The organism is Streptomyces coelicoflavus (genome assembly GCF_045041415.1).
GTDB lineage: Bacteria > Actinomycetota > Actinomycetes > Streptomycetales > Streptomycetaceae > Streptomyces > Streptomyces coelicoflavus.
The window spans coordinates 6,183,462-6,199,496 of record NZ_CP108218.1 but is presented as its reverse complement, the minus strand read 5'-3'; the positions used below and the strand labels follow the sequence as shown (position 1 = coordinate 6,199,496).

At 71.2% G+C, this 16,035-nt stretch carries 12 protein-coding genes and 1 pseudogene; 7 read left to right on the top strand and 6 right to left on the bottom strand.

What is annotated here, in order from left to right; translation table 11 throughout:
- Nucleotides 1-11 precede the first annotated feature (11 nt).
- Complete coding sequence (locus OHA99_RS27750) at nt 12-839, bottom strand: ABC transporter permease (protein WP_153180305.1); 828 nt, start codon at nt 837-839, stop codon at nt 12-14.
- Between OHA99_RS27750 and OHA99_RS27745 the strand changes: the two are divergent.
- Nucleotides 780-926: pseudogene (locus OHA99_RS27745) on the top strand (hypothetical protein); the annotation flags it as partial. The gene OHA99_RS27750 and the pseudogene OHA99_RS27745 overlap by 60 nt on opposite strands.
- A gap of 155 nt (nt 927-1,081) precedes the next feature.
- Here OHA99_RS27745 and OHA99_RS27740 read toward each other — a convergent pair.
- Together OHA99_RS27740 and OHA99_RS27735 are read right to left on the bottom strand one after the other, a co-directional pair.
- Nucleotides 1,082-2,056: an ABC transporter ATP-binding protein gene (locus OHA99_RS27740; protein WP_153182019.1), complete on the bottom strand. Its 975-nt coding sequence runs from the start codon at nt 2,054-2,056 to the stop codon at nt 1,082-1,084.
- Nucleotides 2,057-2,240: 184 nt separating this feature from the next.
- Nucleotides 2,241-3,458 (bottom strand): NYN domain-containing protein, encoded by a 1,218-nt coding sequence (locus tag OHA99_RS27735; RefSeq protein ID WP_153180304.1) that lies wholly within the window; start codon nt 3,456-3,458, stop codon nt 2,241-2,243.
- A 224-nt stretch (nt 3,459-3,682) separates the two neighbouring features.
- On the opposite strand from OHA99_RS27735, the gene OHA99_RS27730 reads away from it, so the two are divergent.
- A complete protein-coding gene (locus tag OHA99_RS27730; RefSeq protein WP_007448592.1) occupies nt 3,683-3,850 on the top strand; it encodes a hypothetical protein in 168 nt (55 codons plus the stop codon).
- 66 nt (nt 3,851-3,916) lie between these two features.
- Here OHA99_RS27730 and dnaE read toward each other — a convergent pair whose 3' ends face one another.
- Nucleotides 3,917-7,456: a DNA polymerase III subunit alpha gene (gene dnaE, locus OHA99_RS27725; protein ID WP_153180303.1), complete on the bottom strand. Its 3,540-nt coding sequence runs from the start codon at nt 7,454-7,456 to the stop codon at nt 3,917-3,919.
- Nucleotides 7,457-7,713: 257 nt separating this feature from the next.
- On the opposite strand from dnaE, the gene OHA99_RS27720 reads away from it, so the two are divergent.
- The 4 genes from OHA99_RS27720 (at nt 7,714) to OHA99_RS27705 (ending at nt 12,512) form a co-directional block, all read left to right on the top strand.
- The gene (locus tag OHA99_RS27720) at nt 7,714-9,054 is read left to right on the top strand and encodes a DUF2252 domain-containing protein (RefSeq protein ID WP_405698282.1); all 1,341 of its coding nucleotides are present in this window, start codon (nt 7,714-7,716) and stop codon (nt 9,052-9,054) included.
- 81 nt (nt 9,055-9,135) lie between these two features.
- Nucleotides 9,136-9,846, top strand: coding sequence for a hypothetical protein (locus tag OHA99_RS27715; RefSeq protein WP_153180301.1), 711 nt, complete (start codon nt 9,136-9,138; stop codon nt 9,844-9,846).
- A 108-nt stretch (nt 9,847-9,954) separates the two neighbouring features.
- Nucleotides 9,955-10,755, top strand: a complete 801-nt coding sequence (locus OHA99_RS27710; protein ID WP_153180300.1) for a DsbA family protein — start codon at nt 9,955-9,957, stop codon at nt 10,753-10,755.
- An 83-nt stretch (nt 10,756-10,838) separates the two neighbouring features.
- Nucleotides 10,839-12,512 (top strand): alkaline phosphatase D family protein, encoded by a 1,674-nt coding sequence (locus tag OHA99_RS27705; protein ID WP_405698281.1) that lies wholly within the window; start codon nt 10,839-10,841, stop codon nt 12,510-12,512.
- On the opposite strand, the gene OHA99_RS27700 is transcribed toward OHA99_RS27705, so the two are convergent.
- The gene (locus OHA99_RS27700) at nt 12,497-13,132 is read right to left on the bottom strand and encodes a dienelactone hydrolase family protein (RefSeq protein WP_381503106.1); all 636 of its coding nucleotides are present in this window, start codon (nt 13,130-13,132) and stop codon (nt 12,497-12,499) included. The genes OHA99_RS27705 and OHA99_RS27700 overlap by 16 nt on opposite strands.
- Before the next feature lie 60 nt (nt 13,133-13,192).
- Between OHA99_RS27700 and OHA99_RS27695 the strand changes: the two genes are divergently transcribed.
- Nucleotides 13,193-14,347: a mechanosensitive ion channel family protein gene (locus OHA99_RS27695; RefSeq protein WP_381550420.1), complete on the top strand. Its 1,155-nt coding sequence runs from the start codon at nt 13,193-13,195 to the stop codon at nt 14,345-14,347.
- A gap of 72 nt (nt 14,348-14,419) precedes the next feature.
- On the opposite strand, the gene OHA99_RS27690 is transcribed toward OHA99_RS27695, so the two are convergent.
- On the bottom strand, nt 14,420-16,006 hold the full coding sequence (locus tag OHA99_RS27690) for a Na+/H+ antiporter (RefSeq protein ID WP_366472057.1): 1,587 nt from the start codon (nt 16,004-16,006) through the stop codon (nt 14,420-14,422).
- Nucleotides 16,007-16,035 lie beyond the last annotated feature (29 nt).

Sequence of the window (16,035 nt, the reverse complement as noted above, 5' to 3'; positions counted from 1 at the left end):
TGTGCGCCGCGTCACCGGACGGCGGCCCTGCGGTACGCCCAGGTGGCCACGGCCAGCGAGATCACCCCGACCGCGGCGCACACCGCGAGGTCGCCGAGGACGAAGCCCCAGTCGGGCCGTTCGCCGAAGGTGCGGGCGAAGGCCTCCACACCGTACGTGGAGGGCAGCAGGTCACGGGCCAGGCGCACCAGCTGCGGCATCCGTTCGGGCGGCAGCACGCCGAGGAGCAGCGCCGCCGACATGCCGAGCTGGCCGAGGAGCGTGGCGAACTCCGGCCGGGGGGCGAGCAGCCCCAGCGCCGCGCCCAGTCCGGCGAGCGCCGCGCCCGCCAGCGGGATCACGGCGAGGAGCACCCACAGGTGGGTCATCGGCAGCCCGAACAGCAGGCAGCCGAACACCGCCGTCACCACGGTCCCGGGCGCGGTGAAGGACGCGTAGGCGCCCGCCGCGCCCAGTACCACCGCGGCGGGCGGCACCGGGAGCGTCGCGTAGTGGTCGAGGCCGCCGCTGGCGCGCAGCTGGCCGAAGTACTGGGCGAGGAGGTTCAGCGCGACGAAGGCCACGACGAGCACCGCCGACCCGGCGACCACGGCCTGCGCCTCGCCGCCGCCGTCCACGACGCCCCGCATCAGGATCATGATGCCGATCGACTGGAAGGTCGCCACGAACAGCAGCGGGATGCGCGCGACCCGCGCCCGGGACAGCTGCGCCCGGTACACGGCCACCAGGGAGGGCCACAGCCGTGCCCTGGGCCCCAGCTCGGCCGGGCGGCCGGTCACGTGCCGCTCCTCGGCTGCCGGGGCAGCGCCCCGCAGGGCATCGGCGGGTACGACACTCACGTCGCGCTGCTCCCCTTCGCTCGGGTCGGTTTCGCTGGGGCCGTTCTCGCTGGGGCCGTTCTCGCTGGGGTCGTTCCGACTGGAGTCGTTGCGACTGGAGTCGATCTGGCCGGAGTCGATCTGGCCGGAGTCGATCTGGCCGGAGTCGTTCGCACTGGAGTCGTTCGAAGCGTTCGCCCGCACGGGTGGGTGCGTCCCGTGGGGTACGGATGCTGCGGCCGGTGTGCTCACCGCTCGCGTGCTCACGCCCTCACCAGCCCCTGCCGCGCGGCGCCGCCCAGCGCCAGATACACGTCCTCCAGGCTGGGCGTGGCCAGGGTGAAGTCGTCCAGGGCGGCGAAGGCGGCGCCACCGGTGACGGTGGCGACGACGGCACGGGCCTCCTCGGGGGCCAGCCGCAGGGTCCAGCGGCGCCCCGACTCGACGACGCGGTCGCGCAGGGCGGCGACCTCCGGGACGTGCAGCGGCGCGCTCTCGCGCCACACCAGGTCGACGCGGACCTCTCCGGCCACCTTCTCCTTGAGCCCCGAGGGCGTGTCGCAGGCGATCACGCGGCCCCGGTCGAGGACGGCGACCCGGTCGAGGACGGTCTCGGCCTCGATGACGTTGTGGGTGACGAGCACGACGGTGGCGCCCTGTTCGGCGCGCCGCCGGTCGACGGCCGACCACACCGCGCGCCGGGCCACCGGGTCCATGCCGGTGGTCGGCTCGTCCAGGACGAGCAGCGGGCGCTCCCCCACCAGCGCGGCGGCGAAGCAGGCCAGGCGGCGCTGGCCGCCGGAGAGCTTCTTGATCGGGCGGGCGGCGAGGCCGGTCAGTCCCAGTTCCTCGAGTACGGCGTCCCGCTCGGCGCGGGCCCGGCGCACCTCGAGGCCGCGCAGCCGTCCGGTGGTCTCGGCGGCGAGCGACACGGTCAGCTCGTCCAGGGCGCTGGACTCCTGCCCCAGGTAGGCGAGGATCCGGGCGGCCCGCTCCGGGTGGCGCACGATGTCGTGCCCGAGGATCTCCACGCTGCCGCCGTCGGGCCGCATCAGGCCGGTGAGCTGGCGTACGAGGGTGGACTTGCCAGCGCCGTTGGGTCCGAGCAGTCCGAAGATCTCACCGCGGCGGATGTCCAGGGTGACGTCGTCGGTGGCCCGCACCTCGGGGGTGGCCGGAGCGCCGCGCCGGCCGCGTACGGCCGGATAGGTCTTGGACAGTTCGCGCACCACGCACACGGCATCGCCACCGGGTCGAGGTGCCTGTGCCGCGCGCGTACTCACAAGGGACGAGACTACGGGGTCGGTCCCTCCGGCCCGCCCCCGGGTCCGCCCATAAGTGTCGATTCGGCCGGGGTGGAGCGGGGGTGTGCCGGGGGCGGGCCCAAGGGGGCTGGGGCGGGCCGGGGCGGGCCGCAGGCGCTCACTCCGCCGCGGGTGTGCGTTCGGTCGCCGTGCGCACGTCGATCTCGCGCCAGAAACCGGCCCGGATCGCGTACCGGTCGTGTTCGTCGATCTGGTCGTCCTTGTGCGCGAGGAGCCCGAAGCGGGCCGCGTAGCGCAGCAGCTCGCCGTCGACGCGGTGCGGGATGCGCGGGTACATCCCGGACAGCTTTTGCAGGTGGCCTTGGTCGCCGAGGCGTTCGAGCCAGCGGCGGGCGAAGACCTGCCCGACCTCGTACGGGTCGCCGCCGACCGTGGTGATGTCCTCCTCGCGGTCCGCCCAGCGCTGCTCGGCCGTGGTGAGCTGGGCGAGCGTCGGCAGCGAGGCGGCCTCGGACGGCTCGGCGGCGGGCCGGTCGACCCAGCCCTTGTCGGAGGACCAGCGCAGGGTGGCGTTGGCCGGGGCCTGCGGCGGGGCGGGGTGGGCGCCGGGGGCGCGCAGGGCGGCGAGGTCCTTGGGGGTGGGGACGCCCTTGGCGGGCGGCACCCGCTCGTCGGTGGTGCCCGGCGCGGCGGCCGCGGTGGTGGGGTGCTCGGGCGTCTCGGCGGGCCGCCGGGCGGCGGAGAGGGCGGAATCGGGCAGCGGCGCGGAGAGGATGGCGGCGATCTCGGGGCGGGGCACCGGCGGTGGAGCGCAGATGCCGCCGAGTTCCTTGGCGCGTACGGCCTTGGTGATCCACGTACGGTCCAGGACGCGGCGTTCGTCTGCCTCGGCGACCAGGTCCTCGGACTGGTTGTAGTCGCCGTCGGCGGCCTGCACGGCCCACAGGTGGACGGCGACACCGTGTTCCTTGGCGGCCATCATGCCCGGCAGCAGGTCGCCGTCGCCGGTCACCAGGACGACGTCGGAACAGGCGCGGTTGCGGGCCAGTTCGGTCAGTTCGGCGTGCATGGCGGCGTCCACGCCCTTCTGCGCCCAGCGCCCGTCACTGCGCGTGAGGGCGCCGAGCCGAACGGTGACCCGGGGCATCACGCGCAACCGCCGGTGTTCGGGCTGCGGAACGCGGTCGGGGGCGCCGTCGAACCAGTAGATGCGCAGCAGCGGCTGCTGCGTGTCGGACTCGGCTCGGTCGCGCAACCCCTGGACGAGGGCGGCGTGATCGACGGTGATGCGCGAGCGCGAGGGCTCTCCTGCCAGGAGACTCGCGGCGGCCCCCAGCAGATACCCGGCGTCCACCAGGACGATGCAGCGGTCCACGCGATCCACCCTCTTTCCGGGAGGTTTGCTTCGGGCTTCCTTCGAGTCTGCCCGACCACGCGGAGGTTAACGGCCCGAACTCGATCTTCGGCGTGGCGTTTCGGCGCCCCGCACCCCGTCAAGCCGCGTCACGGACGGTAATTGCCCGATATGCGTTCTTTGTTGGCCTATGTGAATCTGGTGTCGGCCCTGGCCCCTAGATCCCCCTCAGGAGGTAGATCACCATGGCCAAGAACAAGAACAACCGTGATCGTAAGCAGCCCCGGTCCGAGCGTTCCCCGCAGACCGCCGAGTCGGCCGTGATGGACCGCGAGGAGCAGCACTCCCCTCAGCTGACGACGCCCGGCGACGCGGCCGCCCGCAAGCGGAACAAGCGCTTCGGCCACAACTGACGCACACGACGAAGGGCGCACCCGGCAACCGGGTGCGCCCTCGCTCGTCCTGGTCCGGGATGCCGCTCAGCCCGCCAGGCAGGACGGACCGAGCAGCACCTTCAGGTCGCCGAACAGCGCCGGGTCGGGCTTCACCCGGTGCCGGTCCAGGCGCAGCACCGTCGTCTTCGTGGGCCCCTGGAGCTTGATCCGCACCTCGCTGTCGCCCCGGTGGTGGGTGAGGATCTCCCCGAGCCTGCTGACCATCGGCGGCGTGATGCGGGTGGCCGGGATGGTGAGGACGACGGGCGCGTTGGTGCCCGCGTGGGACAGGTCGGGGATCATCAGCTCCATCGCGACCAGCCTGGGGATGTCCTCCCGCTTGTCGAGCCGCCCCTTGACGAACACCACGGCGTCCTCGACGAGTTGCGTGGACACCAGCTGGTAGGTCGCCGGGAAGAACATGCACTCCAGGGAGCCGGCCAGGTCCTCGACGGTGGCGATGGCCCAGGCGTTGCCCTGCTTGGTCATCTTGCGCTGGAGGCCGGAGATGATGCCGCCGATGGTGACGACCGCGCCGTCGCCGAAGTCACCGCCGGTGAGCTGGGAGATGCCCGCGTCGGCCTTGTCGGACAGCACGTGCTCCAGGCCGAAGAGCGGGTGGTCGGAGACGTAGAGGCCGAGCATCTCCCGCTCCTGGGCGAGGAGATAGGTCTTGTCCCACTCGTCCTCGCCGAAGACCACGTCGAGTCCGAAGCCGGGCTCGTCGTTCGCCTCCTCGCCCATGCCGCCGAAGAGGTCGAACTGGCCCTCCGCCTCCTTGCGCTTGACCGCGACCACGTTGTCGATCATCGGTTCGTACTGCGCGGTGAGGCCCTTGCGGGTGTGCCCCATCTCGTCGAAGGCGCCGGCCTTGATCAGCGACTCCGTCGTCCGCTTGTTGCAGACGACCGCCTCGACCTTGTCCAGGTAGTCGGGGAAGGAGGCGTACTTCCCCTTGGCCTTGCGGCACCTGATGATCGACTCGACGACGTTGGTGCCGACGTTGCGCACGGCGGAGAGGCCGAAGAGGATCACGTCGTCGCCCTGCGCGGCGAAGTTCGACATGGACTCGTTGACGTTGGGCGGCAGCACCTTGATGCCCATGCGCCGGCACTCGTTCAGGTAGACGGCGGACTTGTCCTTGTCGTCCTTGACCGAGGTGAGCAGGGCGGCCATGTACTCGGCCGGGTAGTTGGCCTTCAGGTAGCCGGTCCAGTACGAGACCAGGCCGTAGGCGGCCGAGTGCGCCTTGTTGAAGGCGTAGCCGGCGAAGGGGACCAGCACGTCCCACAGGGCCTGGATGGCCTCGTCGCTGTAGCCGTTCTTCCTGGCTCCGGCCTGGAAGAGGACGAAGTTCTTCGCCAGTTCGTCGGGCTTCTTCTTGCCCATCACGCGGCGCAGGATGTCGGCCTCGCCGAGCGAGTAGCCCGCGATGATCTGGGCGGCCTTCTGCACCTGCTCCTGGTAGACGATCAGGCCGTAGGTGACCGCGAGGACCTCCTGGAGGGGCTCCTCCAGCTCCTTGTGGATCGGCGTGATCTCCTGGAGGTTGTTCTTGCGCAGCGCGTAGTTGGTGTGCGAGTCCATGCCCATGGGGCCGGGGCGGTAGAGCGCGGAGACGGCGGAGATGTCCTCGAAGTTGTCGGGCTTCATCAGCCGCAGCAGGGAGCGCATCGGGCCGCCGTCGAACTGGAAGACGCCGAGCGTGTCGCCGCGCTGGAGCAGTTCGAAGGTCGTGGGGTCGTCCAGCGGCAGCGACAGCAGGTCGAGGTCGATGCCCTTGTTGGACTTCACCATCTTGACGGCGTCGTCCATGATCGTGAGGTTGCGCAGGCCGAGGAAGTCCATCTTCAGCAGGCCGAGCGACTCGCACTGCGGGTAGTCCCACTGCGTGATGGTCACGCCGTCGGTGTGCCGCACCCAGATCGGGGCGTGGTCGACGATGGGCTCGCTGGACATGATGACGCCGGCCGCGTGCACGCCCATCTGCCGGACCAGGCCCTCGACGCCCTTGGCGGTGTCGATGACCTTCTTGACGTCCGGCTCGCTCTCGTACATCGAGCGGATCTCGCCGGCCTCGCTGTAGCGCGGGTGCGTCGGGTCGGTGATGCCGTTGAGGTCGATGCCCTTGCCGAGGACGTCGGCGGGCATGGCCTTGGTGAGCCGGTCGCCCATCGCGTACGGGTAGCCCAGCACGCGCGCGGAGTCCTTGATGGCGTTCTTCGCCTTGATCTTGCCGTACGTGCCGATCATGGCGACCTTGTCGGCGCCGTACTTCTCCGTCACGTACCTGATCACCTCGACGCGCCTGCGCTCGTCGAAGTCGATGTCGACGTCGGGCATGGAGACGCGCTCGGGGTTGAGGAAGCGCTCGAAGATCAGGCCGTGCGGGATGGGGTCGAGGTCGGTGATGCCCATGGCGTACGCCACGATCGAGCCGGCCGCGGAGCCTCGGCCGGGGCCGACCGCGATGCCCTGGTTCTTGGCCCACATGATGAAGTCGGCGACCACGAGGAAGTAGCCGGGGAACCCCATCTGGATGATGACGTCCATCTCGTACTCGGCCTGCTTCTGGCGGTCCTCGGGGACCTGGCCCGAGAAGCGGCGCTCCATGCCGCGGCGGACCTCCTCCTGGAACCAGGTGACCTCGGTGAAGCCGTCGGGGATGTCGAACTTCGGCATGAGGTCGCGCTTCTCGAACATGCCGGTGGTGTCGATCATCTCGGCGATCAGACGCGTGTTGGCGCAGCCCTCCTGCCAGGCGTCCGAGGAGTCGATGGCGTACATCTCGTCCGTCGACTTCAGGTAGTAACCCGTGCCGTCGAAGCGGAAGCGGTCCGGGTCGGAGAGGTTCTTGCCGGTCTGGATGCACAGCAGGGCGTCGTGGGCGGTCGCCTCGTGCGCGTAGGTGTAGTGCGAGTCGTTCGTCACCAGCGGCGGGATGCCGAGCTTCTTGCCGATCTCGAGCAGCCCGTCGCGGACCCGGTGCTCGATCTCGATGCCGTGGTCCATCAGCTCCAGGAAGTACCGGTCCTTGCCGAAGATGTCCTGGTAGTCGGCGGCCGCCTTCAGGGCCTCGTCGAAGTGGCCGAGGCGCAGCCGGGTCTGGACCTCGCCGGAGGGGCAGCCGGTGGAGGCGACGATGCCCTCGGACCACTGGCTGATGGTCTCCTTGTCCATCCGCGGCCACTTCTGCAGCCACCCCTCGGCGTACGCGTCGGAGGAGAGGCGGAAGAGGTTGTGCAGGCCCTTGCTGTTCGTCGCCCACATGGTCTTGTGGGTGTAACCGCCCGAACCCGAGACGTCGTCCCGCTTCTGGTGCGGCTGGCCCCACTGGATCTTGCGCTTGTTGCGCCGGGACTCGGGGGCGACGTACGCCTCGATCCCGATGATCGGGGTGACCCCGGCCTTCTGCGCGGAGTGGAAGAAGTCGTACGCCCCGTGCAGGTTGCCGTGGTCGGACATGGCGATGTGCGACATGCCCATCTCGTTGCACGCGTCGAACATGTCCTTGAGCCGCGCGGCACCGTCCAGCAGCGAGTACTGGGTGTGGACGTGCAGGTGCGTGAACGGCGGCTTTGACACGTGCGGCCTCCTGGGAAAACTGGGGACGACTGGCGGCGGTCGATCCGGGGGGTCAGCGTCGAAGTCTATGCCTCGCCACTGACACTTCGAGCAGATCCTGCGGCGCGTAGCGCCTCCATGAGGGGTGGCGGTCGGGTGACGGGCGGGATCCCCACGCGTACCTTCTGGGGCGGGCACTCCCGCACCCCTTCGAACGTTGGCCCGAGTGGAGATCCGCTCCACTCGTCAGGCACCACCCGCACCAGGAGGCACCAGGCATGTCGGTCCCGCAGCTCAACGAGGAGCACCGCGGCGAGGAGATCCTCGCCGTCTTCGACACCGCCTTCGGCCGGCTGCTGGCCGCGGATCCCGCGGCGTTCCGTGTGAAGTTCCGGAAGATGGCGGCCTCGGCCTTCGCGTTCTACCGCGGCACCGCCGGTCTCTTTTACCGCGATTTGACCGAGGACCCGGAGTTCGCTGATCAGCCGGGCGGCGCCTACCTGGACGACCGGACCTCCCGGGTGTGGATCCACGGCGACCTGCACGCGGAGAACTTCGGCACGTACATGGACTCCACCGGCCGGCTGATCTTCAACGTCAACGACTTCGACGAGGCCTACGTCGGCCCGTTCACCTGGGACCTCAAGCGCTTCGCCGCCTCCGTCGCGCTGATCGGGTACGCGAAGGCGCTCAGCGACGAGCAGATCACCGAGCTGGTGCGGGTGTACGCGGGCGCGTACCGCGAGCGGATCCACGCCCTGGCCACCGGCGCCAAGAGCGACGAGGTGCCGCCCTTCAGCCTGGACACCGCGGAGGGGCCGCTCCTCGGCGCGCTGCGGGTGGCCCGCTCGCTCACCCGCTTCGGGCTGCTGGACTCGATGACCGAGATCCGTGACTTCGAGCGCCGCTTCGCCCCCGGCGGCGGCTCCATCGAGCTGGACGCCGCCACGCGCTACAAGGTGCTCGCGGCCTTCGACGGCTACCTGGAGACGCTCCCCGAGTCCTCCCTGGCCCGCCCGGACTCCTACCGCGTCAAGGACGTCGTCGGCCGCCGGGGCATCGGCATCGGCTCGGCCGGCCTGCCCTCGTACAACATCCTGCTCGAGGGCAACAGCGACGCCCTGGAGAACGACGTCGTGATCTACATCAAGCAGGCCCAGACCCCGGCCGTCTCGCAGCACATCACCGACCGGGCGATCCGGGACTACTTCCAGCACGAGGGCCACCGCACGGTGATCTCCCAGCGGGCCCTCCAGGCGCACGCCGACCCGTGGCTGGGCTGGACCGAGCTGGACGGCGCCGGACAGCTGGTCGCCGAGGTCTCGCCGTACGCGGTCGACCTGGACTGGGGCGACATCGACGACCCGGAGGAGATCGCCGAGGTCGTCGCCGACCTGGGCCGGGCCACCGCGACCATGCACGCGGCGGCCGACGACCAGTCCGGGGAGTCCCTGGTGCCGTTCTCCACCGAGCGGGCCATCGACGCGGCGATCGCGGCCGACGAGGAGGGCTTCGCGCCCCTGCTGGTCGACTTCGCGCACCGGTACGGCGCACGCGCGCGCGGTGACCACCAGACCTTCGTCGACCTGTTCCGCAACGGCCGGATCCCCGGCCTGTAGGCACCGGAACCCGGGTCGGCATTCTCACAGCAACCCTTTAGGGGTCCCTTACCGCACCCCGTGACACACTCTTCTACTGCTATGGACATATCCGGAACCCCGCTCAGAGCCGTACGCGCGGCGCTGTTCACGGCCCTCGCCGTGACCCTCAGCACCGCGTCGCACGTGCTGCTGTCCGGGGTTCCGCTGCCGCTGGCCACGGTGGCGGCGGTCGCCGCCGTCGTGTTCCTGATCGCGTACGCCCTGGCCGGGCGGCGCGAACGCGGCTTCGGGCGGATCGCCGCCCTGCTGATCCCGCTGGAGCTGGCCGCCGACACGGTCTTCACCACCGGCCAGCACGTCTGCTACGGCCGGGCAGGCGGCCCGGTCACGGGACCGCTGCGCTCGGTCGGCTTCGACGTGCTGTGCGGCGACGGAACCGGCATCCACGCCGGGGTGGCCGCGCCGCTGAGCCGGGTCACCGGAGCCGAGACCGACCGCATGGCGTCGGTGCTGGCCCAGGCCGACCCCGGCACCGCCTGGCTGCTCCTTGCCGCGCACGTCGGCGTGGGGCTGCTCGCGGCGGCCTGGCTGCGGCGCGGCGAGCGGGCCCTGGCCCAGCTGCTCGGCGCGGTGGCCGCGACCACCTTCCGGCCCCTGCTGCTCGCCGTCGCGGCCGTGAACGTACGCCGGGCCCCGGCGGTGCGCCGCCCGGCGCCCCCGGCCCGCCGCGCCGCCGGCGCCCGTGAGCGGATCCTCACGCACTCCCTGGGACGTCGCGGACCGCCGCGCCCGGTGGCCGCCCTCGTGTGACCCGGCACCCGAGCCGCAGCAGTCGCACGAGCACCACCGAGCACAGCAGTCCCCCATACGTACGTCCGCACACCCCCGTGTGCGCGTCCCCGCGGAGAGATCACCGACATGAGCAAGCGGAACAGCCAGGCGGCGAAGACGGCGGCCCGTGAGCGTCTGCGCCAGGAGCGCGAGCGCCAGGCCAAGCGCGACAAGGTCAAGCGGCAGGCCGTCGTGGCCGCCTCCATCGTCGGCGTGCTGGCGATAGCCGGCGGCATCAGCTACGCCGTCGTGCAGAACAACAAGCCCACCGGCTGGGACAAGGCCGCCGAGGCGAAGGTGGTGCCCCCGGCCAACACCTCCGGCAAGGACGGCACGACGGTCGTCCTGGGCGAGTCCAAGTCCGACAACGTCGTCCACCTCTACGAGGACCCGCGCTGCCCGGGCTGCGCCGCCATGGAGCAGAGCATCGGCGAGAGCGTCAACAAGGGCATGGAGGACGGCGACTACAAGCTCTCCTTCACCATCGGCACCTTCCTCGACGGCAACCTGGGCGGCGAGGGCTCGAAGAACGCGCTGAGCGCGCTCGGCGCCGCGCTGAACGTCAGCCCCGAGGCCTTCGTCGACTACAAGACCGCGCTCTACTCCACGAAGTACCACCCCGAGGAGTCGACCGACGAGTTCGCCAAGGACGACTACCTGATCAAGGTGGCGGACTCGGTCGACGCGCTGAAGAACAACAAGAAGTTCCAGGACGCCGTGGAGAAGGGCACCTACGACGCCTGGGCGGTACGGATGAGCAAGTCCTTCGACAAGGCCGAGGGCGTCGAGTCGACCCCGACCATCAAGATCAACGACAAGGTGGTCGAGACGCCGAGCACGCCCGACGCGTGGCAGAAGGCGCTGAAGGACGCGGGCGTCACCAAGTGACCCGGTGATCGTCGTCTGACGAGTGGGCGAACTTTTGCGAGTTCGCCCACTCGCGCGCATACCGATCAGTAACCTGATCGGCCGTGACCAGTCGACACAGAGCGTCCGAAGACAACAAGACCTCCGCGAACTCCCGCGCCCCGAGCCGCCGTACGGTCGTCAAGGCCGCGGCGGCCGGTGCCGTGCTGGCCGCCCCGCTCGCCGCGGCGCTGCCCGCCGGTGCCGCCGACGCGGCCCCCGCCTTCCTGCACGGCGTCGCCTCCGGCGATCCCCTGCCCGACGGGATCCTGCTGTGGACCCGGGTGACACCGGTGCCCGAGGCCATACCGGGCTCCGGAACCGGCCCGGACACCGAGGTGAGCTGGGTCGTCGCCACGGACAAGGCCCTCACGAACGTCGTCGCCAAGGGCTCCGTCACCGCGACGGCGGCCTCCGACCACACCGTCAAGGCGGACGTGCGCGGCCTCGCGCCCGCCACGGACTACTGGTTCCGCTTCTCCGCGGGCCCCACCGACTCCCCCGCCGCCCGCACCCGCACGGCCCCCGCGCACGACGCGGCCGTCACCGGCCTGCGCTTCGGCGTGGTCTCCTGCGCCAACTGGGAGGCCGGGTACTTCTCCTCGTACCGGCATCTCGCGGCCCGCGGCGACCTGGACGCCTGGCTGCACCTGGGCGACTACATCTACGAGTACGGCACCGGCGAGTACGGCACCCGCGACACCGTCGTGCGCCCGCACGCCCCCGCCCACGAGATCCTCACGCTCGCCGACTACCGGATCCGGCACGGCCGTTACAAGACCGACCCCGATCTCCAGGCGCTGCACGCGACGGCGCCGGTGGTGGCGATCTGGGACGACCACGAGATCGCCAACGACACCTGGTCCGGGGGCGCCGAGAACCACACCGAGGGCGCCGAGGGGCCCTGGGCGGAGCGGCAGAGCGCCGCCAAGCGGGCCTACTTCGAGTGGATGCCGGTACGCCCCGCGATCGCCGGCACCACCTACCGGCGGCTGCGGTTCGGCAAGCTGGTCGACCTGTCGCTCCTGGACCTGCGCTCCTTCCGCTCGCAGCAGGTGGCGCTCGGCAACGGCGACGTCGACGACCCGGACCGCACCCTCACCGGCCGCGCCCAGCTCGACTGGCTCAAGTCGGGACTCGCCTCCTCCGACGCCACCTGGCGGCTGGTCGGCAACCCGGTGATGATCTCGCCGTTCGCGGTGGGCGCGCTCCCCGCCTCGCTGCTCGGGCCGCTCGCCGAGCTGCTCGGGCTGCCGAAGGAGGGCATCGCCCTCAACACCGACCAGTGGGACGGCTACACCGACGACCGGCGTGAGCTGCTGGCCCACCTGCGCGCGCACGCGATCCGCAACACGGTGTTCCTGACCGGCGACATCCACATGGCGTGGGCCAACGACGTGCCGCACCACGCCGGGACGTACCCGCTGTCCGCCTCGGCGGCCACGGAGTTCGTCGTCACGTCGGTGACCTCGGACAACCTCGACGACATCGTGAAGGTCCGCGAGGGCACCGTCTCGGCGATCGCCGCGCCGGTGATCCGGACCGCGAACCGGCACGTCCACTGGGTGGACACCGACCGGCACGGCTACGGCGTGCTGGACGTCACCGCGGAACGGACGCAGATGGACTACTACGTCGTCTCCGACCGCACCGACGCGGACGCCACGTCCGCCTGGGCCCGCTCCTACCGCACCCGCAGCGGCACCCAGCGGGTCGAGCGCGTCTACGCCCCGGTCTGAGCCTCCTGAAGGGACTCGAGGAAGCCGAGTGCCACCCGCCAGGTGGCCTCGGCCGCCTCGGCGTCGTAGTCGTCCAGCTCCGGGTCGGTGTACAGATGACCGGCGCCGGGATATCTGTGCACCTCGACGTCGGCGCCGATCCGGCCCATCTGGAGATACCAGGCGCTGAGCCAGTCGTCCGTCTCGAAGGGGTCCGGCTCGGCCACGTGCAGCTGGACCGGCAGCTCGTCGACCGAGGCGTTGGGCGCGAGGTCCGAGGTGCCGTGCAGGAGCAGCAGTCCGCGCGCCCGGTGGTCGCCGAGGGCGAGGGTCTGGGCGATGGAGGCGCCGAGCGAGAACCCGGCGTACACCAGCCCGCGCTCGGAGTAGGGCGCGGCGGCCAGCACGGCCCGCTTCAGCAGCTCCTCCCGGCCGATGCCGTCCTGATGGGCCATGCCCTCCTCGACCGAGTCGAAGGTACGGCCCTCGAAGAGGTCCGGGGTCCACACCTGGTGCCCGGCGTCGCGCAGCCGGTCGGCGGCCTGCCGCACCGCGGGCCTCGGTCCGAGGGTCGAGTGAAAGAGCACGATGTTCATGAGGCCATGGTGCCAGCCGGGGGTGACAGCGCGGCGCCGGGCGATACCCGGGGCAGGACGTAAGTCACAGGTTCACCGCACGGCGGTGGCGGTTACGTTCGAGGGATGGAGACGATACTCCGCCCGCTGATCGTGGTCGGCGGCTCGGTGCTGCTGACGCTGGTCATCGGCTGGGCCACCGACCTGTTGCTGCGCAAGGCCGACGGACGCCACCCCGAGACACCGCTGTGGGGACTGCTGCGGCGCGCCCGCGTGCCCTACCAGATCGCGCTCTGCGCGGGCCTGCTGAGAGGGTCGTACGTCGAGGCCGAGGTGTTCCCCGAGCACCAGACCGGGGTCGGCCGGACACTGACACTGCTGCTGATCGGCTCGGTGGCCTGGCTGGTGGTCCGGATCGCCGCGGCGGTCGTCGAGACGTCCTACTCCCGTTACGCGCACGCCCACGCCGAGCGCGACCCGGCCCGGGTGCGGCGCGTGCGGACCCAGGTGTCGCTGATCATGCGGGTGGTCACGGCGGTGGTCGGCGTGGTCGCCGTGTCGTCGATGCTGCTGACGTTCCCGGCGATGCGCGCGGCCGGCGCCTCGCTGCTGGCCTCGGCCGGGATCATCGGCATCGTCGCCGGTGTGGCGGCCCAGTCGACGCTGGGCAACCTGTTCGCCGGGTTCCAGATCGCCTTCGGCGACATGGTGCGCATGGGCGACACGGTCGTGGTGGACGGGGAGTGGGGCACCGTCGAGGAGATCACCCTGACGTATCTGACGGTGCGCACCTGGGACGAGCGCCGGATCACGATGCCGGTGTCGTACTTCACCTCGAAGCCGTTCGAGAACTGGTCGCGCGGTACCCCGCAGATGACCGGGACCGTCTACTGGCACCTCGACCACTCGGCGCCGACGGACCTGATGCGCGAGCGGCTGCGCGACCTCCTGCGCGAGTGCCCGGCCTGGGACGGGCGCAACTACAACCTGACCGTCACGGACACCACCCCGACCACCATGGAGGTGCGGGCCCTGGTGACGGCGAAGGACGCCGACGACATCTGGACGGTGCGGGTCACGGTCCGCGAGGGGATGATCCGCTGGCTGGCCGACGAGCACCCGTACGCACTGCCGCGGGTCAGTACGGCGGAGGCGGCGCCGCGTCCGCCGCGCGACGGCCTCCCGCACGCCCGCCGCTCCCCCGACGCGCGCTCCCACCCCTCCCCGGAGCCGTCCTCCCGCCACTTCACGGAACGGCCGACGAAGAGCCGGAGCCGGTGACCGGCGCCCGGCCGCTTCGGTGGGCCGGCGAAGGGCGGTGCCGGTGCCCGGCGCGGGGGCCGCGCCCGCGGGTCAGCGCAGGCTGCGTACGTCGAGGTGGCGCAGGACCCGGTCGACGATCTCCGGGTCGGCGCCGGGCTCGCTGCGGGCCGCCAGCACCTCGTGCCGGGCGGCGCTCAGCATCTCGCCCTGGATGCGCCGGACCCGTTTGATCCGCCGGGCCCGCTGCTCCTGCGCCTCCCGCCGTTCCTCGTCCCCGAGGTCCGGGCTGATGCGTATGCCGATGTCGAAGGCGCGCCGCAGCATCTGCTCGGACAGCTCCTCCGGCAGTTCCTCCACCGACTCGATCTCCTTGAGCCGCTGCTTGGCCGCCCTGGCCGCCCGCAGCGCGAGGTCCCGCTCGAACTCCTGCTCCCGCTCGGTGTCCGCCCGTACCCCGAGCCGGCCCACCAGCCAGGGCAGGGTCAGACCCTGTAGCAACAGGGTGCCCATGATCACGCCGAACGCGATGAAGACGATCTCCTCCCGGTGCGGGAAGGCCGCTCCGTCGTCCGTCTCCAGCGGGATCGCCAGGGCCAGCGCGACCGAGGCCACGCCCCGCATCCCGGCCCACCACATGACCACCGTCTCCCGCCAGCTCGTCGGGATGTCCTCGTCCTGGTCGCGTCTGGCGTGCAGCCGCTGGGTCAGCCAGGTGGCCGGCAGCAGGTACAGCAGCCGGACCAGGACGACGACGGCGAGGACCGCCGCCGACCAGCCGAGCAGTTCGGTCCACCGGCCGGAGGCGGTGCGGACGGCGTTGTGCAGTTCGAGTCCGATCAGCCCGAAGGCCACCCCGGTGACCAGGGTGTCGACCACGTCCCAGACGGTGTGGCCACCGAGCCGGGTCATCACGTCGTCGGCGTCCGAGGCGTACTCGGCGAGGAACATGGCGGTGGTGAGTACGGCGAGCACGCCCGAGCCGTGCAGTTCGTCGGCGGCGACGTAGCTCACGAACGGCACCAGCAGGGTCAGCCCGATCTGCAGCGTCGGGTCGCCGAGGACGCTCATCAGCTTGTTGGAGCCCCAGCCCAGGGCGAGCCCGATCGCGACGGCGACGACGGCGGACAGCACCAGGTCGAAGCCGGCCCGCCACGGCGAGAAGGAACCGCCGACCGCGGCGGCGATGGCCACGTGGTAAAGGACGATGGCCGTCACGTCGTTGAAGAGTCCCTCGCCCTCCAGGATGGACACCAGGCGGCGCGGCAGTCCCAGTTGCCCGGCGACGGCGGTCGCGGCGACCGGGTCGGGCGGCGCCACCAGCGCGCCCAGCGCGAAGGCGGCGGCGAGCGGCAGCCCCGGCACGATCGCGTGGGCCACGGAGGCCACGCAGACCATGGTGATGAAGACCAGCGCGACGGCCAGCAGGAAGATGGGGCGCTTGTTGGCCGCGAACTGCCGCCAGGAGGTGCGCCGCACGGCGGCGTACAGCAGCGGCGGCAGCAGCGCGGGCAGGATCAGTTCGGGCGGGATGTCGACGTTGGGCACGAAGTCGAGCAGGGCCAGGACGATCCCGAGGAGCGTCATCAGGACCGGCGCCGGCAGTCCGAGCCGGTCACCGATCGGGACGCTCAGCAGGGCCCCGAGCAACAGCATGAACAACAGGGCCAGCTGATCCACGGTCACCGCTCCGGTGGGGTCTCGGCGTT